The 22,815-nt window shown below is 41.7% G+C and carries 22 protein-coding genes, 1 riboswitch and 1 other annotated feature; of the genes, 3 read left to right on the top strand and 19 right to left on the bottom strand.

Going from position 1 to position 22,815, the window contains the following annotated elements:
- The 8 genes from EST42_RS08550 to EST42_RS08515 all read right to left on the bottom strand — a co-directional run.
- A partial coding sequence (locus EST42_RS08550) for a sugar phosphate nucleotidyltransferase (RefSeq protein WP_245150443.1) occupies positions 1-257 on the bottom strand: 257 nt, incomplete at its 3' end.
- A 3-nt stretch (positions 258-260) separates the two neighbouring features.
- The gene (locus tag EST42_RS08545) at positions 261-1,412 is read right to left on the bottom strand and encodes a hypothetical protein (RefSeq protein ID WP_134645041.1); all 1,152 of its coding nucleotides are present in this window, start codon (positions 1,410-1,412) and stop codon (positions 261-263) included.
- Complete coding sequence (locus EST42_RS08540) at positions 1,409-2,479, bottom strand: glycosyltransferase (protein WP_134645040.1); 1,071 nt, start codon at positions 2,477-2,479, stop codon at positions 1,409-1,411. The genes EST42_RS08545 and EST42_RS08540 overlap by 4 nt, the downstream gene beginning before the upstream one ends.
- Before the next feature lie 37 nt (positions 2,480-2,516).
- Entirely contained in the window at positions 2,517-3,599 is a 1,083-nt protein-coding gene (locus EST42_RS08535) for a glycosyltransferase (protein ID WP_134645039.1), read from the bottom strand.
- Between the two features lie 3 nt (positions 3,600-3,602).
- On the bottom strand, positions 3,603-4,688 hold the full coding sequence (locus EST42_RS08530; RefSeq protein WP_134645038.1) for a glycosyltransferase family 2 protein: 1,086 nt from the start codon (positions 4,686-4,688) through the stop codon (positions 3,603-3,605).
- A 2-nt stretch (positions 4,689-4,690) separates the two neighbouring features.
- The gene (locus tag EST42_RS08525; RefSeq protein ID WP_134645037.1) at positions 4,691-5,308 is read right to left on the bottom strand and encodes a sugar transferase; all 618 of its coding nucleotides are present in this window, start codon (positions 5,306-5,308) and stop codon (positions 4,691-4,693) included.
- A 48-nt stretch (positions 5,309-5,356) separates the two neighbouring features.
- Entirely contained in the window at positions 5,357-6,109 is a 753-nt protein-coding gene (locus tag EST42_RS08520; RefSeq protein ID WP_134645036.1) for a CpsD/CapB family tyrosine-protein kinase, read from the bottom strand.
- A gap of 13 nt (positions 6,110-6,122) precedes the next feature.
- A complete protein-coding gene (locus tag EST42_RS08515; protein WP_134645035.1) occupies positions 6,123-7,013 on the bottom strand; it encodes a YveK family protein in 891 nt (296 codons plus the stop codon).
- A 1,358-nt stretch (positions 7,014-8,371) separates the two neighbouring features.
- Here EST42_RS08515 and EST42_RS11615 point away from each other — a divergent pair.
- Positions 8,372-8,587: a transposase gene (locus EST42_RS11615; RefSeq protein ID WP_134645034.1), complete on the top strand. Its 216-nt coding sequence runs from the start codon at positions 8,372-8,374 to the stop codon at positions 8,585-8,587.
- A gap of 633 nt (positions 8,588-9,220) precedes the next feature.
- Positions 9,221-10,258: an ISL3 family transposase gene (locus tag EST42_RS08505; protein ID WP_134645033.1), complete on the top strand. Its 1,038-nt coding sequence runs from the start codon at positions 9,221-9,223 to the stop codon at positions 10,256-10,258.
- Positions 10,259-10,354: 96 nt separating this feature from the next.
- On the opposite strand, the gene EST42_RS08500 is transcribed toward EST42_RS08505, so the two are convergent.
- Both EST42_RS08500 and EST42_RS08495 read right to left on the bottom strand, forming a co-directional pair.
- A complete protein-coding gene (locus EST42_RS08500; protein WP_134645032.1) occupies positions 10,355-11,224 on the bottom strand; it encodes an NAD(P)-dependent oxidoreductase in 870 nt (289 codons plus the stop codon).
- Between the two features lie 125 nt (positions 11,225-11,349).
- The gene (locus tag EST42_RS08495; protein WP_134645031.1) at positions 11,350-12,843 is read right to left on the bottom strand and encodes a helix-turn-helix domain-containing protein; all 1,494 of its coding nucleotides are present in this window, start codon (positions 12,841-12,843) and stop codon (positions 11,350-11,352) included.
- Positions 12,844-13,031: 188 nt separating this feature from the next.
- Here EST42_RS08495 and EST42_RS08490 point away from each other — a divergent pair, with 188 nt between their 5' ends.
- On the top strand, positions 13,032-14,651 hold the full coding sequence (locus EST42_RS08490) for an L-lactate permease (RefSeq protein WP_134645030.1): 1,620 nt from the start codon (positions 13,032-13,034) through the stop codon (positions 14,649-14,651).
- A gap of 358 nt (positions 14,652-15,009) precedes the next feature.
- Here the strand turns inward: EST42_RS08490 and EST42_RS08485 are convergent, their stop codons facing one another.
- The 9 genes from EST42_RS08485 to EST42_RS08445 all read right to left on the bottom strand — a co-directional run bounded on the left by EST42_RS08485 (position 15,010) and on the right by EST42_RS08445 (position 22,782).
- Positions 15,010-15,963 carry an aldo/keto reductase gene (locus EST42_RS08485; protein WP_134645029.1) on the bottom strand — a complete coding sequence of 318 codons (954 nt, stop codon included), beginning with the start codon at positions 15,961-15,963 and terminating at the stop codon, positions 15,010-15,012.
- A 91-nt stretch (positions 15,964-16,054) separates the two neighbouring features.
- The gene (locus EST42_RS08480) at positions 16,055-16,414 is read right to left on the bottom strand and encodes a type II toxin-antitoxin system PemK/MazF family toxin (RefSeq protein ID WP_134645028.1); all 360 of its coding nucleotides are present in this window, start codon (positions 16,412-16,414) and stop codon (positions 16,055-16,057) included.
- Positions 16,398-16,625: an antitoxin of toxin-antitoxin stability system gene (locus EST42_RS08475; protein ID WP_134645027.1), complete on the bottom strand. Its 228-nt coding sequence runs from the start codon at positions 16,623-16,625 to the stop codon at positions 16,398-16,400. Before EST42_RS08475 ends, EST42_RS08480 begins: the two co-directional genes overlap by 17 nt.
- 64 nt (positions 16,626-16,689) lie before the next feature.
- Positions 16,690-17,262, bottom strand: a complete 573-nt coding sequence (locus EST42_RS08470) for a xanthine phosphoribosyltransferase (protein ID WP_134645026.1) — start codon at positions 17,260-17,262, stop codon at positions 16,690-16,692.
- Complete coding sequence (locus tag EST42_RS08465) at positions 17,259-18,581, bottom strand: nucleobase:cation symporter-2 family protein (RefSeq protein ID WP_134645025.1); 1,323 nt, start codon at positions 18,579-18,581, stop codon at positions 17,259-17,261. The genes EST42_RS08470 and EST42_RS08465 overlap by 4 nt, the downstream gene beginning before the upstream one ends.
- A 107-nt stretch (positions 18,582-18,688) precedes the next feature.
- Positions 18,689-18,787: riboswitch (purine riboswitch) on the bottom strand.
- A 73-nt stretch (positions 18,788-18,860) separates the two neighbouring features.
- A complete protein-coding gene (locus EST42_RS08460) occupies positions 18,861-19,934 on the bottom strand; it encodes an SGNH/GDSL hydrolase family protein (protein ID WP_167711198.1) in 1,074 nt (357 codons plus the stop codon).
- 184 nt (positions 19,935-20,118) lie between these two features.
- Positions 20,119-21,459: a dihydrolipoyl dehydrogenase family protein gene (locus tag EST42_RS08455; protein WP_134645023.1), complete on the bottom strand. Its 1,341-nt coding sequence runs from the start codon at positions 21,457-21,459 to the stop codon at positions 20,119-20,121.
- Positions 21,460-21,523: 64 nt separating this feature from the next.
- A complete protein-coding gene (locus EST42_RS08450) occupies positions 21,524-22,024 on the bottom strand; it encodes a GAF domain-containing protein (protein WP_010375208.1) in 501 nt (166 codons plus the stop codon).
- A gap of 100 nt (positions 22,025-22,124) precedes the next feature.
- Positions 22,125-22,364: a binding site (T-box leader), on the bottom strand.
- 79 nt (positions 22,365-22,443) lie between these two features.
- Positions 22,444-22,782: a thioredoxin family protein gene (locus EST42_RS08445; protein ID WP_134645022.1), complete on the bottom strand. Its 339-nt coding sequence runs from the start codon at positions 22,780-22,782 to the stop codon at positions 22,444-22,446.
- Between the last annotated feature and the right edge of the window lie 33 nt (positions 22,783-22,815).

Raw genomic sequence — 22,815 nt, 5'->3', positions numbered from 1 at the left:
AATTCGTCCTTACCCTTTTCCTTCAAGTTGTTTTCCAACTCTGGGTTTGAATCGAAGTGATCTTCGATAGAATGCTTTGACTTTCCATCAACGATAACGATATCTTCGATACCTGATGCCAAAGCTTCTTCGATGATAAATTGAATCGTTGGCTTATCAACGATTGGCAACATTTCCTTGGCCAAGGCCTTAGTTGCTGGCAAAAAACGAGTTCCCAAACCTGCTGCTGGGATAACTGCTTTACGTACTGGCTTCATTATTTAGACCTCCATCTTCGTTTGAGAAACAGCCGCATTATTTTGAATAAAGAAAATGCTAATAAACAATAGAGAAAAATTAACCCATGCTTCTCCGGCACCTTGCTCTACAAAGCCGTAAACTGCAAATGTGAGTATTGCAATTAATAGCTCATAACGTTTTGTAACTATTGCTTTATTCGTGAGTAAAATTATGTAACCCACAAACAGAGCAGTAGCTAGTAAACCATAATTAATGAGATACACTAAGTATTCATTATCTAAAAAAGCATATGCTACACCAGCACTGGCGCCTAAATGATAGACAACATTTTGCCCAAACAGAGTGACCCCATATTGTTGGTAAAATTGATTCCCCAAAGCAATTCGTGTAGTCAATAACATGTTTAACTTATATAACGGAGTACCAACTTGATTCACACTACTATTTAGAGTTAATAAGCTTATAAAAAAGGGCAGTACTGCCAATATACTAAAAAAAATACGCAATGGTATCTTTTTTAATTTCTTAGCAATACGTAGACTCGCAAAGATAGCAATTGCTACAACGGTCACAATTTCACTACCTCTCGATCCTGAAAGATATAACAAGACCATTAACAAACTAAAATAGATCATTGCAATCAATTTGAACGTAAATGCTTTTTTATAAAAATACCCTTTGGATGAAAGAATCAGTAAAATCACCGCTAATTGAAGCACAGTTACCCCCAATTGATTTGGTGTCCAAAATCCATACGAGTGCTTTGTAACCGGACCAGATGTAAAATTGTACAAAAGTCCAAAATGATACAAAGTTAAATTCACAAACAGCAACGCTGTCTGAACAATAAAAACATTTCGCATAATAGTGTCTGGAGTTATACGTCTCATTGAAATGATCATCAATGTCAGATACATCGGCTGAGCTACCCTTGTATGGATGTAAAGAACCACCTCATACATAATCAACATGACGAAAAAAATCAATTCATGGACGAACCAATCATCATAAACGACGGATATTGTGACCAGCAACAGCAGAACACCCATTGGGATGACGGAACCCATTTGACTTAAAAAGTTTGGCGTCACAAAGCGACCGGCGGAAAATAAAACCAAGAAGGAACCAACAATAAATATGACCGAGTGTATCGATTTTAAAAAATTTCTCATTCAGCTTTCCTTTCAAGTAGTGTATGAATCCCTTGAACAAAACGCGTGTCAAATTCATCATTTGAAAACATATCCAAACTACTTGCGATTTTTGCCTGATTATCAGCAGAATATTGTTTTACACGAAGAACGGCCTCGGCAAATGCTGTTACATCTTCAAATGGAACTATTTCCCCATTTAAACCAACTTGTATCAAATCTCTAACGCCGACAGGATAATCAGTGGCAACTACAGGTAGCCCTCTTGAAATTGCCTCAGCTACAACTAAACCAAACCCTTCATACTTCGATGGAAGAACAAGCATGTCCACTTTCTGAATGACATCAAACGGATTATCCACCCATCCATGCCAAATAATTTGATATTCACTACCCGCTAATTTCATGCTTTCGGCGGCGTATTTCTGTACCTCATCTTTTGATCCAGAACCAAATATTTCTAATTCTACAGAATAATTTCTAGCTAACTCAGCTAAGGTATCCAATAAATACCGCATATTTTTTTGACCATCCAGCATAATTCGACCTACATAAACAAGTCGCAAAATATCCTTACTTGAGTTGAGTTCTATTAAATTGTTCCCCTTATTAACAGGATTGTAGACTACTTGAAGCTTCGACTCCGGAATTCCCAAAGATACAAATTGTTGAACCATTTGACTACTAATTAGTAAATGACCATCATTTCTTCTTAGATATTTAGGATTCAAGTTATCACCCCCAAAAAGCGTAAAGTGAATCCATGATATCGTTTTCGTCTTGCTAGCAAGATTAACAACCGTCGACAAAAAAGCTGACTTTGGTCCCAATACCAGATTTGCATCAGCTTTGCTACGCAATAGGTATTTAATATATTGCAGTGTTCGCCACTTAGATGAAAAAATAACGACATTTACTTGGCTATTAATATCAGACAACCAGCTTTGGTCTTTGGGTTCATCTAAAAGAACTAATTCAAATTTAAAAAAGTTCTGTAACGTCTGGCTGTTTAAGACATGCAGCAAAACAGTTTCAGTCCCTCCTTTACCCATAAGCGCAGGAGCAATAATAGAAACTTTATTTTTCATAAAAAACCCCGTTATTAATTGTTGTAGATAGCGATTACTACTTCAGCAAATAAGACTCAAATACATGTAATAATTTAGTAGCATTTGTATCCATATCAAACTGAGCTTCCACAATTAGTTTTTGGGTCAAAGCTGAGTCATATCTGTTTCCAACAGACAAGTCATCAATCCATTCGTGCCACGCTTGAACATTTAAATCAAGATAACTAATTGCCGGTGTTATATCCAACTCTCTAACAAACACATTCGAAACTGCTAACATCGTGCCAACTGATTGTGCCTCAAGAGCGACCAAACCAAACGGTTCAAATCGAGATGGGAAGATAACTCCGTCAGCAGCAGAAAGCACCGCCGAGACATCTTTTATCGGTTTAAATAGCCCTATATTTGTTAACTGTCTATTCGCAATTTCCTGACTGATTTGATTGTACTCTGGTCCATCGCCAAACAATGCGAAATATGTGGAATTGTCATTCAAAAACGACTCGGCAATATCTAACGTAAATGGATAGTTTTTCTGCGGTGTTAGCGCCCCAAGTTGGACTATAAGCTTTTGATTTGGGGCTAATTTCAATGCATTTCTAACATTTTCACGATTAATATTTGAATACCCGAATTCATCTACGTTGATTCCATTTTTTACAACGTCGAAACTTCGTCCATCAAATAAAAATTCTCCAGCTGCTTGACTTGCGGCAAGAGCTATATCGAAATGATTTAAAAAATACTGTTTTAACAACGAATTTATAAATGGATGACTTGTCGTCACCCCATGTGCATGCATCGCAACCTTCAATTGATTCCGGAACGGATTGACTGCAAATGCTTCAATAGCCAGCGTTGCACTATTTCCTTGTACATACACTATGTCGTATTCTTCTTTTCTGATTAGTTCCCGTAACTTCCTTACATATTTCAAAGGCTGTCTATTTCTGTTACCGAAGTTATATACGTTTATCCCCAATTCAACAAGAAGATCATTGAAATCTTGTTCAATGAAACCATTCACCAATACATCTACACTTGTCCCGAATTTAACAAATGCTTTTGCATAGTTCATAACAAATGTAGACATGCCATTCCTGTCAAATCTGTTGGTGTTAATAATCAGAATTTTCATAAACTAAACCTTCATAACTTTTACTCGAAGCTTTTGGAAAAATCCTCCCGCAAGATGTGTGAAAATTCCAATAAACTTCCCCATAACTAATGAAAGAACTACTTGTCTATTTTTTAAAGGAGTTTGCAAAACTCGCAAGATTCCACTCTTACCTTTGGAATTAATAAATGACCACTTTGTTAAAGGGTCATTAAGCACAGTTGAAGCTTCTTCTTTTTTCTGCTGCCATGATAATGAATCAGCACCCGAAATTTCTTCAACAATCTGAAGCACTCGAGAAGAAAAATAATATCCTAAGCCATCTCGGCTGTTTTCCAACGTTGCGTCCCATGATTTAAACACTTCCAACGCATGTGTAAATTGAGCTTTACGTGCACTGAACAATCGATTATCAAAAACTGATGCTGTTTCTGAACCAGGTCTTTCTCGTAAATAAAAGTACTCAGCATTTGAAACTACACTAACATTTTCAACGTCCTTAATAACATCAAGGTTAAAATGCAAATCATCCCATTTCACTGACGGAAACTTAAGATCTTTTTCTAGGATAAATGACTTCAAATACAATTTATTCCAAGGAACCGCCAATTGAGTATTATTCAAATACTTAACAGCTGCGGCACGCCATTCATTCTGTGTGTAGTTGTTTTCTGGACTGGTTACCGTTGTCTTAATCACCTTATTTCCATCATCAAAAACATTGGTAAATCCAGCAATAACTAATTGGCTCTTATTTTTTTCAGCTGACGCAACCAACTCATATATATAATTCACACCCATAACGTCATCCGGATCCATAAAGTACAAATATTTTCCAGAAGCCAAATTCATACCATTATTTCTCGCACTAGCAGCTCCCGCATTTGCTTGAGCCACAAACTGAACGCGTTCATTTTCTTCAGCCAGCTTACGACCGATTTCAACAGATCCATCTGTTGAACCATCATCAATAATAATAATTTCAATATTGGTATACGTTTGCTTCAATAATGAGCTAACTCCATCATCCAAGTATTTTGCAACATTATAAACTGGCAAAATTGCTGAAACTTTGACGTTATCTGTATTCATAAATTCATCCTTATTCATAGTTAAAATGCGCCGGACTTAGACGGCGTGAACATCTGTAAAACAGTTTTCAATATTATTATTAAATCCAAAATAATATTCTTATCTTCGATATAGGCAATATCTAAACTTATCATCTCTTGATATGTTAGGTTACTACGACCTGATACTTGCCATAATCCTGTTAAGCCAGGCAACACTTGCAGCCTTGCGAGTTCGGCATCGGTGTATTCTTCAACTTCCTCTGGTAATGCAGGTCGAGGACCAACCATACTCATATCACCTTTTAAAACATTGATAAACTGCGGTATCTCATCCAATGAATGTGCACGAAGGAAGGCGCCTACTTTTGTCATTCGTGGGTCGTTTTGAATTTTAAAAATTGGACCACCGGTCTGGTTTAAATCCATTAATTGATTTCTTTTAGCGTGAGCATTAGGAATCATGGATCTAAATTTATACATCATAAATTCTTTCCCGTCTTTTCCTACCCTTTTTTGCTTAAAAATGATTTCTTGTCCATCATCAAGCTTTATCGCAATGATAATCGCCATGATTGTTGGAGAAAAAACAATCATGCCAATAAGACTACCTATTACATCTATAATTCTTTTGATAATTCGATACAAACTATCTTTCATTGATTTCAACCTCTCCTTTCCGTCGAATCAACTCACTCTTTAAATCGACTAATTATCCGTCCCGTAACCGTATCCGTATCCATAACCGTAACCATATCCATAACCTGCATCGTTTTTTCTACCACGAACACGTTGGACAATTCCCAAAATCTTTGTATCCGTTAAACGTAACGTTTCAACAGTACGTTGGAGATTAACTTTAAGTGTTTTACCAAATGTCGTAACCAAAATCGCACCATCAACAAGTGGCATTAAAACATGAGCATCCGTAACAGCCATTACTGGCGGGACATCAAGGACTACGACATCATAGTTATTACGCATCCACTCAACCAAAGAGGCCATACGTGCTGAACTTAATAGTTCTGCTGGATTAGGTGGCACCGGTCCAGAAGTCAAAACTTCTAAATTCTCCACAAACGTCTTTTGCACTGTATCTTTGGGTTGTGCGTTGCTAGCCAAAATCGTCGTTAATCCGCGTGTGTTTAACAAATCAAACGTTGAATGTGCCGTTGGACGACGCAAATCTGCATCAACATAAAGCACACTCTTCCCAGCTTGTGCCCACGTGACCGCTACGTTAGATGAAACCGTCGTCTTTCCATCTGACATTTCAGGTGACGTAAACATCACCACTTGCAACTTGTCCAAAGCTGCACCAGCAAATTCAATATTCGTGCGCAACGTACGGAATTGCTCTGAAATAACGTGCTTTGGTTCAACGAACGTCACCAAGCGCGCGCCATTATCTTGTGTCTCAGTATCGCCAGCGTGCTTTTTCTTCAAAAAATTAAAACTCATCTCTTATCTCCCATTAAATGCGTTTACCCAAACGTGACTTACGTGTTACATTGCTTGTATTCTTCTTTTCATTAGCTGCAACGACATCCTTCACATCGCGAATCTTACCGATATATCCGATAACACCTAAATTAGTCAGTTTTAATTCATCCGTTAGGAATTCCAAATGCTTAACAGTACGATCAGTTACTTCCTTAATGAAGCCCCATGCAAAGCCAGCAAATACACCAAGTACAAATCCAGCCAAAGTAATCAACTTAACATTTGGTGCAACGGGCTTTGAATTTGTCATTGCTTTTGAAACAATTGATACGTTTGAAACAGACATAATTGACGCAACTTTGTCCTTAAACACTTCCGCAATTGTATTCGCAATATCCTTAGACATCTTTGCGTCGCCTGACTTGACATTTACAGAGAAAACTTGTGAATTCGTTTGGTTAGAAATGCTAATCATCTTGGCAACTGACTCGGCCGTTAAATCAGTATTATCATACTTTGCTGCTACCAACTTATACTTGGCTGGTTGAGCTGGTGCAGTCTGGATCTTTTCACCATAAGCATCTGTATCGTACTGAGCTGGTATCGCTGCTTGAATTTGTTCCTTATGTGGCTTTGTCAATTCATTTACAACTGTGTTTAAAATGATTGGTCGCGTAATAATATCCTTATATGTATTGATAATTTGCACATCAGCTTGTTGATCCGCGTACTGCGCCCCTGCTTGAGAGTTGTCTTGTTTGCGGTTAACAAGCAATGCAGCCGAAGAACTATACTGTGGGTGAATCACAAACTTTGACACGCCAAAAGCAACACCGCCAGTAATCACCCCAAGCACCAGCATAAACGACCAGTTACGACGAACAATCAACCATAGTCGACCAAGATCGATTACGTTATCCATATAAATAAACCCACCTATTCTAAATTGGTAATAATACCTTCAAAAAATTTCCGTTTATCGCAAAATAATTGCATGTAAAACATATACGCTTCAGTATACCATTTTTTAAGGTAGGTTTATGTTATAGTAAAATTTCATAATGTTTCCTTATTACAGCTGTTTATCATATTTTTTAATGCTTTTCGTCCAGATATTCGGGCTTAGATCGTACTCTTTCCTATTTTTTCTCATGTTCTGGCAACAAATATCAGCAATATTAACTGGATGTTACAAATGATTATCAACAACGTTTTTTCAGTTCCGGGAATCTTGTAGTTTGTAACAAACTATTAATATTGAACACAAAAAACTCTCAGCGCGCACCGCGCGTAATCAAGCTTGAAAACGCCTATAATTGTGGTGAAGGTTATTGATAGTAACTCGCTGGTTTACTGGTCCCTTTGAGCCCGTGCAAAAGATGACTGTCTTCTGTTTAGAAGATTAGCCGAATGTCGCCTTGAGCACGAAATAAAGATTTTGTATTGATTCAACCGGGACAGGTTAGTTTTCGAAAACTACGTTTTTTAAGAATGGAGGTATCTACTCATGGACGTTGTTTGCACTCGCATTTGCGGGATAGATGTTCATCAGAAGTCTGTCTCGTTTCTCTACTAATCAGAGACTTCTCTACTAATCGTCCCAAGCGTACAAACCGTAAATATGACACCATACCACACTCAATGAAAGAGCTTGCATGTTGGTTAGATAACAACGACGTACAGGTCGCTACGATGAAAAGTACCGGTCTGTACTGGAGGCAACTTGGCAATTACTAATTCGCTATTCCCACGTAAACTTAAAACTAGGCAACCCTCAGAAATTTAAGCGTATGCCTGGACGTAAAACTGATAAAAAGACGCGGAATAGCTAGTTGACTTAACTCATGTCAGAATGATTGAACCTAGTTACATTCCGAATTTAGCACAATTGAATTAAGGGAATCTACTCGTTTACGGAAGAATCTAATTCAACAATTAACCGTAATCAAAAACGAAATCCACAATATACTTCAACTGTCAAACATCAAACTAACCTCTTACCTGTCTGACATATTCGGCGTAACCGGCATGAAACTGATGAATTTACTACTCAATGGCGAAGCCATTAACGTAGAGACAGTTTCCCCACTGATGCATGGCCGAATGAATACAACAGCAGATGAAATAGTTGAAGTACTCAACGGTAGATTAAGCAAAAACGACTGTTACCTGATCGATATTCAACTCAACCTGTATAACTCGCTAGTGCGCTCAATTTCTGAAATCGAGGCTCATATCTAAGAACAAACCAACTCCTTTGCAGAACTACGAATTTGATTGATGGCAATTCTTGGTGTATCTGATCACACAGCTGCAATTATCATGGCTGAAATCGGTACAAACGCGGTCGCATTTGAAAACGGCCAGACAATAGCTACATGGGCTAGTCTATGTCCTGGAAGCTATGAATCTGACGGAAAAAAGTGTAAAAAACAAACCGAGGCAATAAATACATCAAAGCTGCATTGGCTCAATCAGCAATGCCAGCGCGATTGAGACGAGAGTCAGACTTAGCAAACTTCTACTACCGATTAACCGGTCGAATAGGAATACCAAAAGCGGTTATCTCATTAGTCCATAAACTACTGAGAATAATATATGTGATGATTCGATACGGTGTTGAATATAACGAGTGCAACTTAAAAAGCCGACCATTCCCGTTGAAACAGCCGACCTCTTTTAAAGGCTCTAAAATATTTGGTACTGATGACCACTCACTAACGCGATTGGTTATTAGTATCTTTTTTTGATTTATTGGTGTAAAAATAAAAAAAGGACAGCCCGGTTACAACCGGTCTGCCAAAAATACCCTCGAAAGGATATTTCAACATGAATAACGATATTAGAATTTCACTCGGATTAACAGATTTAAATCTAACTTTTGATCCAAATACAGAACAACATTTCAGCGAAACGAACCACAATGGTACTGACACGGCCACTTGGAAACTTCTTCTAACGTACGCTACTACCTGTGACAAATGTGATAATCCAATGGTTAATAATGGTACCAAAACAGTCATTCATAAAGGGCCACGCAACGCCTTCAAGTTTCAAAACTTTAGAATCCGAAAGCAAAAATTTCTATGCAAGAAGTGCGGACACACGTCCATTACATAACTCAGCGACATTAAACCAAACAACCATATCATCCATAAGGTTAAACAAGTCGTAGCAATAGAGCTGAGTGAAAACGTTAGTCAAAAGCACATCGCTTTAGACAACAACGTATCAACGCAAACCGTCATGCGCACAACTGAAGGCTTATTCGTTTACAACAAAACAAATTGCCATTCCCTACCACAAAACATCGCGTTCGATGACTTCAAATCAGGCAAGTTCGCAACTAGTGGAATGAGCATGATTTTAATCGATTTAGTGAACCATTGCATTCTAGATGTCATGAAGGATCGTGGCGCTAGTCAGCTTCGAGCCTATTTCAACCAATACAGTCCAGCAGCTCGAGCTGCTGTTAAAACCATACCGGTAGACTTATTTACCCCTTACCGAGCCATGATTAAGGAACTGTTTCCAAACGCAAACATCGTGGCTGACAGATTTCACATTGTAACTCAAGCATACCATGAACTCAATAAGGTTCGAATCAGCGTTATGAAGCAATTCGGATCAGATAGCAAAGAGTATCGCCAACTAAAACGGTTCTGGAAACTACTTATGAAGCACGGAACCGCACTCGATTACACGACCCGAAAAAGTCGAGTCAATTTTAAGCATGCCCATTTAACTGATAAAGAAGTTATCGACCGCCTACTGGCGCTCTCTGATGAACTGCGTGACGCATACGCTTTCTATCAAGGGATTCTTTACGCCGTTGAAACCCGTGATGAAGCTAAATTCAAGTCTGTTCTATACCCTACAAAAAACGATGCCCAACACCGCTCATTGCCAAAGGCAATGAAGAAGGCTCGTCGCACTAGCCGTAAACACTTCGACAAAATAATAAACAGTTTTATCTACGGATTCTCAAATGGACCAATCGCAGGTTCAAACAATAAAATTAAAGCCATTAAGCGCACGGCATACGGGTCCCGTAGTTTCAAAAACTTCCGTCTACGTATTCTCATCTCATGCAAGAATAGTTTTTACTCAATGAACTACAAGCAAAAGTCAGCTGATCTCAACAATGTGAAAAAATCAGCTGCCTAAGCAAGGTTCAAAATATTAAATTTGACCGGTCATCAGTACTATTTGACTTTGAACCAAAAGTGCAAAACCTGTCTAATTTCACTCAAATTTAGGACATTACGAAAATTGCGCCCACAACTTAACTAGCGCTTGCGTCCCTTCATTCCCTAGTCCCTTTTGCTCAGCAAGCTTGGTATAGAGGGCTTCCGCTAGATCTGTCACTGGCAAAGATAGATTCATCTTAGCTGCTTCATCCAAAGCAATGCGCAAATCCTTTAACAAGTGCTTCGCGTAAAAACCAGGCTCAAAATCGCCTGCCAAAACGCGAGGACCATAGTTATCCAATGACCAGTTTTGGGCGCCACCGGCTGACAAAGTCGCCATTACCTTAGCCACATCTAGGTCAGCCGCCTTCGCATAAACCATCATTTCTGACATACCCAACATTGTCGCTGCAATCATAATCTGATTAGCCATCTTAGTGTGTTGACCGCGACCAGCCACACCAAATCGGTTAGCGGCCTTTGAAATCACATCAAAGATTGGTTGCAACCTGTCGTACGTTGCTTCATCACCACCAGCCATGATGGTCAACGTCCCATTCTTAGCACCAACATCACCACCAGAAACTGGTGCATCAAGTACCTTAACATCATACTTCTCACCATCAATTGCCAATTGTTCAGCTAAGGTTGGCGTTGATGTCGTCATATCAACAAAAATTTGACCGGCGTGTGAGCCAGCAAACAGCCCATTATCACCATAATATTGTTCTTCAACATCCTTGGGATAACCAACCATCGTAATCACTAAGTCTGCCACTTCAGCGATTTCCTTTGGTGAGTCTGCCCAAGTTGCACCATTATCCAAGACTGATTGGGCATGTGCTTTCGTGCGATTGAAAACAACCACTTCATAATTTGCTTGTAATAGGTTATTAATGATACCACGCCCCATGACACCAGTACCGATGAATCCAATCTTCATGTTCATTCACCTCGTTATTTTCAGTAACTTAATTGTACACCCACCATCTTTCCATACACGAAAAACTCGCTTTTCTGACCAAATAAAAAGCGAAACTAACACGATGTTGTGTTGTTTCGCTACTATTATTTATATTTATTATTATCTCGCCAAGTATTGAACTTCTTCATCTTAACGCGATTAATTTCTTGTAGGAGTTCCGTCATTTGCCCCGGGGTACCAATCCCCCGCCAAATGAGCGCCGTATGGGGTTCATCCTTAGGTTGCGGAGCGTCCGTTACCAAAATATCCGTATATTCTGATAGAACATGGTTAATCTGAATTTTATATCCTGGCAAACCATTCAGTGACATCGCCATCACTTCTTCGATACCGTGATGACCACCAAAGTCAATCGTAATATTCACTGCTGGAATTGCCCGATAAAAATTAGGATTCCCCATCACCGTCGCAATCAAATCTGGCAACATAAAGTTATCCAAGTCACGCGCCGGTACTCCCGTAAATTCACTAAAGTGTCGCATGACATCCTTAGAGAACTCATAAGCCAACGGGTATTCTGGTGCGATTTCAGCAACATTCGTCATGTACTCATAATCTTCTTCACCCACATAAGGGAAGACAAAGAACCGTAAAATTTCAGGTTCGAGCACGCGCGTGACGGCCCGAATATCAACTTGGTCAGCTCGGATCATGAAGAGACCGTAATAACTTTCTTTCAACGCCTGTTCAAAATGATGCCAATACTGAATAACTGAATCCGTCACATCGGTCATCATTTGTTTCGGCTGGAAAAGTCCCAACGTGTGCATGGTTAGAATGATAAAGCGTGCCTCACTAGCAGCCGTTCCAACCGGTAAGTCAGGCGTATCACTCATTCGTTCCATCAGTAAATGGATGAGGCGTCGGCTACGATCAGACAACTCAGCGGTCGGCTTCAAAAAGCGATTCGTAAAACCTGTCGAAACGAAGTGACGTTGTCTAAAACGTGACCACCAAATCGCATACAGATGGCGCAGACCCACCAATTGTGTTTCACGCAATGTACCATACTCAGGCACGATAATTTCATTCACCACTTTGCGTGCTTGTTCCTGCACATCAAGCGGAAACGGTGAATCGCGCCGACCATTGTAAGAAGTTAACATCTCGAACTTGAATAATCGAATGTGTTCTTCATTTCCGACTAATTTGTAATCTCGTGAAATTCGGATTCCTTCGCGTGCCAAATCTTCAGCAACTTGCGCACGTTCCTTGTACATCTTGGGGACCGACACATCGACGTCAAAGGCAAATTCTTCCCACGACGTCACTTGTTCATGAAATAATTCGTGCACCATTCGGCCACGAATCGATGTCATAAGGTAGTGTAGTCCTAACGATTCCCAATCTAATACCGTTGCCGGCACACTAAAACGAACATCTGATCCACCTTCAATCAAAATACCGTCCGTCGTACCTGTAATTACCTCCATATCAATCGCTAATTGTTGCGTTGTTGATAACACAATATAGCGTGACATATCCAGGTCTTTCATTACCTGGAGTACCGGGGCTTCCCCACGTGTTCGCATATATCGAAATAACTTTAATTTATTCCGATCCTGCTTATCATGCATCCATTTCATCTCTCACACCATCATCTAACCTGATACTACCACTTATACAACACATTATCACGAAATCAACCGATATGTCTTATCTAAAACTCATGTAACGAATAAAAAATATAAAAAACCTCTATTTGTGAAGTTCTTCATGTAGACTACAAGAGACATCTATTTCAATTGCGAACTTTGGGGGTTCTATGCTATTTATTGCACTTCTGGCAGTTATTCTGCCACTCATTCTGTTGGATATGTTCAACATGCCGGCACTGAAAGGGATGGCCATCAGCGCGCTAGTCGTCACTTTAGCCGGCTGGTTCATCTGGCAAATGCCAAACAACGTGATATTTGCCTCTATCCTACAAGGTATTCACAAAACATTTCCAATTCTTTGGATTTTATTTGGGGCCTTGATGATGCTACACGTTTTACGCCATACTGGCGCTATCACACGGATTAACGCGGGGTTTGAGTCATTAACCGCTGATATGCGAATTTTAGCAGTCTTAATTGCCTATTTATTCGGTGGTTTAATTGAAGGTGTATCTGGGTTTGGAACGCCCGCAATGGTCACGGCACCCTTGCTAATCGCTTTAGGGTTCACACCGCTTGCGGGCGTTACCTTAGCCTTAGTCGCTGATTCAACATCGGCTGCATACGGCGCAGTTGGGACGCCACTAACCGTTGGGTTGAGTAACGTTGCCCCAGCAAACATTGCTGACTTCAGGAACAATATTGCCGGTGCGATGACCACTATCGATTTGTTTGGTGGGACGTTCATGCCTTTAATGTTGGTGATGCTACTCGTCACGTTCTTCAATCAGGGCAAAAAGTCGATCAAATCGTGGCTAGAAATTACGCCCTGGGCATTATTGATTGGGGTGGTTTATAACGTTTTCGCCTGGCTTTACGCCCACACAATTGGTTATGAGTTCGTGTCAATTCTCACGCCATTAACTGTTTTGATCATTGCCGTATTAACACTTAAGTATCGCATCTTGTTACCAACAACGGTCTTCACCAATCCTTGGAAGGGTGCGAATTTTACCGGCGACGGCGTGCAAAATGATGAAGAAACGATGCAACACGCCTCAAGTCACATGTCGTTGCTGACAGCTTGGTCACCTTACTTGATTGTGGTTGTCCTACTCTTACTATCACGTACCATTGGTTGGCTAAAGGCTTTTATGACCAACGCCATCGATTTTGGGTGGGTTAATATCCTAGGCATTAAAGGGGTTAGTTCCGACTGGCCGGTGCTTTACTCGCCTGGGTTCATTTTGACATTAGCTGCGGCTATCGCCCTCTTGGTGCAAGCTCGGACGTTGAAGCCTTTTGCGCCAGCGGCCAAGTCAGTGCTAGCTTCAATGGTCGGTACTGGTATGACGTTGATGGTGACCTTGATCATGGTGCAAGTATTCTCAAATTCCGGCACCAACGGCATGAACTTACCGTCGATGCCAAACTATATCGCCAAGACCGTATCACAACATATGGCTGGTGTTTGGGTATTCGTGGCACCCTTCTTGGGTGAGCTCGGCGCCTTCATCACAGGAAGTACAACCATTTCAACCTTGACTTTCTCACCAATTCAAGCCGATGTCGCCGCCAATGCACATCTCGCCAAGCCGATTATTTTAGCCTTGCAAGTCATTGGTGCTGCAGCCGGGAATATGATTTGTGTACATAACATTGTTGCAGCCAGTGCCGTGGTCGGCCTGGCTGGCCAAGAAGGTGCAATCTTACGTAAAACTGCTATTCCAGCCCTGGTTTACGGTCTACTCGTCGGGATTGCCGGCGCCATTATGTTAATGTTCTAACAACAAAATCACCGCGTGATGCGGTGATTTTTTAATTTATAATCTGCTATTGGCAATACTCTGAGGATCCCAAATAACAGAGAATCTCTCGGTAGCTGCAACAAGTTCGGCTGGTATCCGGAGCGTTCAAAAATCGGCAACATGCCGCATAGCCGGCGCTATTCAGCAAATTTCACACAGCACTTGAGGATTTAGGGGGAATTACTTGCCCCGCTGAATGGCGTCCGCGCCATTCGGTTGCCGATTTTTGAGCAAAAGCGCAGGATGCCAGCCGAACCTATTGCTCGTGCGCTAGCACGACACATAAACGCAAATGAGCGTCACCGCAAAAGCAGTCACGCTCATTTTTTAACGCTGTTTATGGCAAATCATTGCCGGCTGCAAAGTAGATGTCGTACCATTCTTGGTTCGTCAACGTTACCTTGTCGCCGTCCATCATTTCATCCAAACGGTCCACATTCATTGAACCTAAAACAACTTGCATCTTAGCTGGGTGGTGCAAAATGAAAGCCACGGCAATCGTGTTCTTTGTTACACCATACTTACCAGCCAATTCTTGCAACTTTTGGTTCAAGACCGGGAACTTATCATTGTCGATAAATGGTCCTTCAAAGAAACCATACTGGAATGGTGACCATGCTTGAATCGTCATGTTCTTCAAACGTGAGTAGGCCAAAATGCCACCGTCGTGATCAAATGAACGCTCATCTGACATGTTCACATGCAATTCTGAGTCAACCATACCCGTGTGCATAATCCCGAATTGCAATTGGTTCGCAACCAACTTTTGGTTCAAAGAAGCTTGCACCAATTCGACTTGCCATGGGTTCATGTTTGACGTTCCGAAGTGCTTAACCTTACCAGCAGCTTGCAACTCATCAAAAGCTGCCGCAACTTGTTCAGGATCCATCAACGTGTCTGGCCGGTGCAACAAGAAGACATCCAAGTAGTCCGTTTGTAGACGCTTCAACTCTTCATCAACAGCTGAAATCAAGTGTGACTTTGAAAAGTCGTAACGAGGACCCCTCCAACCATCACCAGAGATTTGACCATCTTCCAAGATGATACCACCCTTTGATTGCAAGATGATGTCTTCACGTGCAATACCGGCGTCCTTCAAAGCTTGACCAAGGACAACTGAACTTTGGCCAGCTGCATAAATGTCAGCCGTATCAAAGAAGTTCACGCCCTTTTCCATTGCCTTTTCAACCAAAGCTTGCGCTTCACCTGCAGACTTGTCCGCGATACGCATTACACCAAGGGCTACGTCAGGAACCATAAGTCCCGAACCACCCAAATTAATTTGTGCCATGTTTTCACCTCCATAGTATAGTTTCAGTCTACTCTTATTTATCTTAAAACACTATGAACAACCAATGAAATTTATTATTCAAATATTGCCACTAATAGATATTCAACAACTGTTGATGCGTCTTCATGACCATTGCAAATGCGCTGTCATCAAGAATACCACCTGCGTATTCGACGTTACGAGAAACAACACTAAATGTATGAAATTGTAGCGGATTAACATATCCGTCAATACCAAAATTCGTTATCACAGGTACGAACATTTCCTTCAAACGATTATTTATCCCATGCGTTACCGGTGAGACAGCAACCAATCCCGTCATTCGAGTGTACCCCGAAGCACTTAGTACAACAGCCGGATGACGTCCACGTAACTCATTACCTTTTGACGGCTGAAAATCAATCCATACCAAATCTTGTTGTTCTGGAACATACTCAATGTTCTTCGTCACCTAACTCGACCTCCAACATGATATCTTCAATCGATCCTTCGTGTGCTGCAACATACTTTTCATCTAAAAAAGGATTGCTGGTTCTAGGTGTATACACAATCGCACCATTACGGCCATAAAACACATCGAATTCTGTATCTTTCGGCGTAATATCACTTGGTACAGTTAAGACGTTTGACGTACCAACTTTTCGTAATTTCACAGTACTCATCACGACAACCACCTTTCTTCTTTATATATATAGCATATATATAGCAGAAAAAAATAGCAACAATTTAGTCCGCAAAGACTACCTGACCATTTTCAAAGGCTGCGATGCGGGCCAAGGATTCAACGCGCACACCTTGTTCATCTAGTAGCGCGCGACCCTTTTGGAAAGTCTTTTCGATAACAATACCGGCCCCAACTACTGTGGCACCTGCGTCAGAAGCAATTTGGAGCATCCCCGCCACCGCCTGTCCATTCGCCAAGAAGTCATCAATCAACAACAATCGCTCGCCCGGTTGGATAAAATGCTTATCAACCAAAATATGATTCGTCTCTTGTTTTGTAAATGAGTAGACATCGGCTACGTAGTGGTCACCTGAAAGCGTCAACGACTGCTTCTTACGGGCAAACACCATTGGCACATTTAAGGCCAATGCTGCAAAAACAGCCGGCGCAATGCCAGATGATTCAACTGTCAGCACTTTATCGATTTTTTCTGTTGCAAATAACCGAGCAAATTCATTTCCCATAGCTTGCATAAGCGCTGGATCCACTTGATGATTTAAAAAATTATCAACTTTCAACACTTCAGCCCCCAATACGCGACCGTCTGTTTGAATACGTTCTTCTAATAACTTCATGATGCTGTGACTTCCCCTTTTTCACGACCTGGTAAAACAATATTTAAGAACACTGCCAACACGGATGTGACAACAACGGCGTTCTCAATCACTAAACGAATTAATTCTGGTAATTGTTGGAAAATTTGTGGATACACGGTGACACCAATTCCGAACCCAATTGAAATGGCTGCAATCATTAAATTGCGTTCCTTACCAAAATCAACTGTGCGCAAAATGGTCGTTCCCTGGACGCCAATCGTACCAAACAAGACAATCATGGCCCCACCCAACACAGATGTTGGAATAATCGTCGCCAGTGCACCAAACTTTGGTAACAAACCAATTAAAATCAAAATAACCGCGGCGTAGTAAATGGGTTGTTTCGTCTTAACGCCTGACAAGCGCACCACACCAACATTTTGTGAAAACGTTGAATATGGAAAGGTGTTAAACAAACCAGATAGCACCACGGCTAACCCTTCAGCGCGATATCCCTTTGCCATGTCTTGATCTGTCAGCTTGCGTCTCGTTAAATCAGCTAACGCGAAGTACACCCCGGTTGACTCAATCATTGAGGTCAACGCAATGATAATCATCGTAACAATCGCTGAAGAATTGAACGTTGGCACACCCAAGAAAAAGGGCATTGGTAAATGGAACCACGACGCTGCCGCAACAGGTGCTAGCGAGACTTTACCCAAAGTTGCGGCAAAACCGGTTCCCAGCACAATCCCCAATAGAATTGAAATGGCCTTGGTAAAGCCTTTTGCTAACAAACTAACGAGGACAATAATTGCAATCGTAAACGTACCAATTGCTAGGTTTGCTGGACTACCGAATGATTTGGCGGCGACATCCCCGCCACCTAAATTTTGAATACCAACTGGAATCAACGCAAACCCAATCACCGTAATCAAAGATCCCGTAACAACTGGCGGAAAAAATTCCCGTAATCGCGCAAACAAGCCCGCAATCAAAAATACAAAGACCCCCGCTGAAATGGTCGCACCATACATCGCACCGATACCAAACGTGCCACCTATATTAATCAAAGGAGACACCGACTGAATTGCCGAACCCAACACAACCGGCATTGCGATACCAGTGAGGCGTGTACTCTTTAGCTGTAGCAATGTGCCAATTCCTGTCATAAAGATATCCGCCGAAATTAAGTACGCCATTTGCTGTGGTGTAAAATGCAGTGCTGCCCCAATTAACAACGGCACTAGAATACCACCAGAATACATAGCCAGCACGTGTTGCAGGCCCAGCACTAATGCTTGTAGTTTATTAGTCTTCACGACCGGTTCGGCTTTAACACCTGCGACAGCTTCCATAATAAATAACCCCTCCATGTGTGTCGCAACCACTATCCCCAACAGGTTATCTAACGAAAAAACACCCACTCTCACGCTTAAAAAGCATGCAGAATGGGTGCACGAATATCGTTTAAAACACTATCAGTAGTCTGTCTCTCGGGAAACAGGTAGGAACTCGCTAGCCATTCTCCAGCAATTATACCGATAGTGATTACGTCATATTTAATTGTTACTTACTATAGCAAACTTGCTGAAAAATGCAAACATTATTTTTAATCAAATAGAAATTGTTCGACATTACTTAATTGGCAACCCATCTGTGGCCGCTTGGCGCACACCATTTTTATAGGTATACACCTTATAATTAACTGTCTTTTCCCCGGTATATAGTCGTCCGTCTTTAATCCAACGCCAGCCAACTTTGCGCCCTGCCTCGTCCTTCACCATGACATAAGCATCCTTAACAAGGCCGCGTGAAGCAAAGGTATCCGTCAATTGGTTTGACCCGTTACTGGTTGTTGATATCGCATATACTTTGTGATTAATTAGAATATTCCCTTGCGCAGGCGCACCATTTTTAGCTAAATAATATGTTTTGCCGTCCCGCTTTAACCACCGACTTTTTAACGCAACGCCATCGTCAAAATAGCGATAGCCCTCGACCGTTGTTTGCAATCCGTTGGCCAACTTATCAGCGATATAATAGCGCTTGTCCCGCCAGCCAGTATATGTTTTAGCCGTGTAACCATCCCCTGCAATTTGTTTGGCAACAGCCTCACCAATTTTATAATACGCGGCCTGAGTTGGATGCGTCGTATGATCGCCCAGCTCTTTATGGTAGTTAAAATTATTAACCACCCGGGCATCAATCGGCTTGACCCCTAACTGTTGATACGCCAACAACAACGCTTGTTTCTCTTGCAAATAACTATAGCCACCGAGGCGAATCGTATTGAGCGTATCCCCGTCTTCCCATGTCCCTTGTGGCATCAACGCATAAAACTTTGTCTGTGGCGCTAAAGCCTTTAATTGGCGCACGTTATGCTGTAACGTCCTAATTACAACCGGTAATGCATTATCACTGTGCAAATAATCGTTGATACCTAACCCTATCAACACAAGATTGGCTGTTTTAAACGTCTTGTCCTTGCTAATTAGTTGCGTTGTTGCTGAAAAATCACGTTGGTACGTCGAATGTCCTGAAATCATCGCACCTGAAACCGAATATTCATTGTGCGCCGTCACATGTAACTTATCCGCTGCTACCAACGGATACGGCGCCGTTACAATTTTATGGCCATCCCAACCAACCGCAGTGGAATCACCAATCGACCATAATGTATCTGCTGATGCTATAATCGGTACAGACATTATTCCCACCAGACTCACCAACAGACAAAGCATCCCTTTTCTCATTAATCTGAACCCCATCCGTTATCCTGTTACTTACAGATTATCATGATTAATCTATTTTTGTTCTCTAAATTTGTCACATATTCGAAACAAAAAAGAGACTGGGACAGCATTCACTGTCTCAGCCTCAAAAAAGTAAGTTTTAGAAGAAGTATTCTAAGTCTGACGCCGGCGTTGGGTAGGCATACAAACGATCACGAATCGCTTGGTACCCGTCCTTGTTGTTAATCGCTTCAGTGAAGTAATTAATCAACTCATCGGCATGCGCACTCAAAACTGTAGCACCAACCAACTTCTTATTTGCGTCCAAGACAACCTTAGCTCGGGCAGCTGGCTCACCTGTTCTGTAATACGTAAACCAGTTGGTCATATCGATATCACGAACTGAATAGCCATCCGCCTCAGCGTATTGCGTTGGTACGCCAACAGCCGCCAACTTAGGCGTCCCGTATACAACAACTGGTACAGCCGGATACATAATTGGCTCATCATGGCCCAAAATCACCGAAGCTGCGTAACGTGCTTCGTAGTAACCCACCGTTGTAATCCGTGGTCGGCTTGTGTTGGCAACGTCACCCGCCGCGTAAATGTGTGGGTTTGACGTCCGCAAGAAATCGTCCACGTTAATCCCATGAATATCATCTTCAACCCCAGCATTTTCCAAGGCCAACGTGTCATTGTTACCCACGCGACCTACTGCGCGCAAAACCAATTTTGTTGGCAACGTACTACCAAAACTCAATGTGGCGTTCAGCCCGTCATCAGTCTTTGCAACTTCCGTCACTTCTGTGTTGAAGTACACCCGAATGCCACGATCATCTAACTGATCAAGCAACGTATCAACGAAAGCTTCATCGAAACCAGTCAATAACTCACTACCACGCACAACCAAGTGCACTTGTGCCCCAGCAGCAGCCGCAATTGACGCAAATTCAACCGCAATATAACCACCACCGATAATGACAACGTCTTCTGGCATTGCAGGCAAACTCAAGAACGTCTCTGAATCAATCGTTAGCTCAGCGCCAGGAATATCCAATTCAGCTGGACGTTGCCCAACCGTCAAAATCCAGTCGGTTGCTTGTACTTCAGTGTCTTCATCACCATGCACAACGACTGTATCTGAATTGATGAAGTGGGCTGCCCCATAAACGTGCGCAATCCCATTTGCATCCAATGCATGCACTGTCTTTTCAGGAATTGCTTCCGTAAAGCGCATCTTACGGCCCATCAACGATTCCCAGTTAATCGCCACTTGACCATCGACACCGTCACCGCTCAGAAACTCAACGTGTTCTTTCGCCTCAACCCCCGCCAAAAGGATTTTCTTAGGGTCACATCCATAGTTTGGGCAAGTGCCACCCCAGAGGTACTTTTCAATCAAGACAACTGTCTTACCAGCGGCAACAATATCTTCCGCGGCAGCAAGTCCTGCTGGTCCAGCACCAATGATGGCAACGTCATAATGCAATGTTTCAGCCATTTCTATCTCCTACGTTTTTTAATTTTGCAGTTCTATCATACCAGTCTTGTCTAGCAAGTTTGGCTTAGATGTATTGCAACAAAATCTTAGTAAAGTGCTCGATTTCAGCTTGTTCCTTAATGCCAAAACGGTTAAAGGCCGTTGAGTCGATATCCAAGACACCCAAACGCTTACCTGAAGCTGTCGTCAATGGCACAACAATTTCAGCATTTGAAGCAGGATCGCAAGCGATGTGACCGTCAAAGACGTGCACATCGGCTACGCGAATCGTTTCTTGCTTGCTAAACGCATCACCAACCACACCTGAACCAGGCTTAATGCGCACAACCGCAGCCTTTCCAACGAAAGGTCCCAAGATTAATTCATCAATCTTCTCATCGTACAAGTAAAAACCGGCCCAGTTAACTTGCTTCAAGTTTTCTTGTAAAATAGCCGCCGCATTCGCCAAGTTGGCCAATGGGAACTTTTCCGATTCTTCACCCTTAATCCACTCAATCAACAATTGTGAAATCAAAGGTGTCTTTACCAAGGTATCTGCTTCTGCACGTGTAATCTCAATAGCCATAATATATATCCTCACTTTAATCAAATAATCTATCTTCTTAACAACCCATAAATGCGCGGATAAAAAGAAAAAGTCGTCCCTAGCCAGACTAAAACGTTTGACTAGGGACGACTTCATCGTGTTACCACCCTAATTTATGTATTTGTCACCAAATACACCTCTACAGTTCGCCGCACTCAAGCGGATAAACCAGGGAAGATAACGGTTCCAGCCGTGGCAACAGCTTGCACCATCACCATTTCTCCGAGCTCATCTTCATGTCTTGAACAGAACGGCTTCTCATCAACCAACCGCTTTCTGAATCAGTTCGTAACACTACTCTTCTCATCAACGAATTTATGTCTTAACTTGATGAACTGTATACTACACGCCCAAAATTAGAATGTCAACACTTATATGAGAAAACCTTCATCTAATTTTTAAGCAATATTTTTAGTTACCCACGCCAAAACGTCATTTGGATTCAACCGCTCACCGTTACCAATGTGCGCTACTTGTTCGCCACCTTCAAACAAGACAAAGGCCGGAATCCCCATTAAGCCTTGTTCTTGGGCAATTGCCAAATTGGCATCACGATCAGCATCGAACCAGCTAGCCCCCACATTTTCAACGGCTTCTTTAATATCTTTGACAAATGGCTTAATTGCCTTACAATCACCACACCAATCGGCTTGTAAGAACATCACTTGCTTGCCTGGCTGGGCAAGCAAATCCTTAATTTCATCATCAGTGTGATCTACTGGCTTATAAAATTCCATATTATTGCTCCCTTAAAACACTTTCCCTCTCCC

The sequence above is a fragment of the Weissella cibaria genome (assembly GCF_004521965.1).
Classification (GTDB): domain Bacteria; phylum Bacillota; class Bacilli; order Lactobacillales; family Lactobacillaceae; genus Weissella; species Weissella cibaria_A.
Note: the sequence above shows the minus strand (reverse complement) of the source record. Positions and strands in the feature narration are given on the sequence as shown.

Bases quoted from the DNA above. Each gene is read 5' to 3' on its own strand.
- EST42_RS08485 (WP_134645029.1), bottom strand. From the start codon at position 15,963: ATGGCACAAATTAATTTGGGTGGTTCGGGACTTATGGTTCCTGACGTA.
- EST42_RS08535 (WP_134645039.1), bottom strand. From the start codon at position 3,599: ATGAAAATTCTGATTATTAACACCAACAGATTTGACAGGAATGGCATG.
- EST42_RS08525 (WP_134645037.1), bottom strand. From the start codon at position 5,308: ATGAAAGATAGTTTGTATCGAATTATCAAAAGAATTATAGATGTAATA.
- EST42_RS08445 (WP_134645022.1), bottom strand. From the start codon at position 22,782: ATGGAATTTTATAAGCCAGTAGATCACACTGATGATGAAATTAAGGAT.
- EST42_RS08530 (WP_134645038.1), bottom strand. From the start codon at position 4,688: ATGAATAAGGATGAATTTATGAATACAGATAACGTCAAAGTTTCAGCA.
- EST42_RS08450 (WP_010375208.1), bottom strand. From the start codon at position 22,024: ATGGCTATTGAGATTACACGTGCAGAAGCAGATACCTTGGTAAAGACA.
- EST42_RS08460 (WP_167711198.1), bottom strand. From the start codon at position 19,934: ATGTCTGTACCGATTATAGCATCAGCAGATACATTATGGTCGATTGGT.
- EST42_RS08455 (WP_134645023.1), bottom strand. From the start codon at position 21,459: ATGGCTGAAACATTGCATTATGACGTTGCCATCATTGGTGCTGGACCA.
- EST42_RS08515 (WP_134645035.1), bottom strand. From the start codon at position 7,013: ATGGATAACGTAATCGATCTTGGTCGACTATGGTTGATTGTTCGTCGT.
- EST42_RS08520 (WP_134645036.1), bottom strand. From the start codon at position 6,109: ATGAGTTTTAATTTTTTGAAGAAAAAGCACGCTGGCGATACTGAGACA.
- EST42_RS08545 (WP_134645041.1), bottom strand. From the start codon at position 1,412: ATGAGAAATTTTTTAAAATCGATACACTCGGTCATATTTATTGTTGGT.
- EST42_RS08500 (WP_134645032.1), bottom strand. From the start codon at position 11,224: ATGAAGATTGGATTCATCGGTACTGGTGTCATGGGGCGTGGTATCATT.
- EST42_RS08495 (WP_134645031.1), bottom strand. From the start codon at position 12,843: ATGCATGATAAGCAGGATCGGAATAAATTAAAGTTATTTCGATATATG.
- EST42_RS11615 (WP_134645034.1), top strand. From the start codon at position 8,372: ATGGCAATTCTTGGTGTATCTGATCACACAGCTGCAATTATCATGGCT.
- EST42_RS08465 (WP_134645025.1), bottom strand. From the start codon at position 18,581: ATGGAAGCTGTCGCAGGTGTTAAAGCCGAACCGGTCGTGAAGACTAAT.
- EST42_RS08470 (WP_134645026.1), bottom strand. From the start codon at position 17,262: ATGAAGTTATTAGAAGAACGTATTCAAACAGACGGTCGCGTATTGGGG.
- EST42_RS08540 (WP_134645040.1), bottom strand. From the start codon at position 2,479: ATGAAAAATAAAGTTTCTATTATTGCTCCTGCGCTTATGGGTAAAGGA.
- EST42_RS08475 (WP_134645027.1), bottom strand. From the start codon at position 16,625: ATGAGTACTGTGAAATTACGAAAAGTTGGTACGTCAAACGTCTTAACT.
- EST42_RS08490 (WP_134645030.1), top strand. From the start codon at position 13,032: ATGCTATTTATTGCACTTCTGGCAGTTATTCTGCCACTCATTCTGTTG.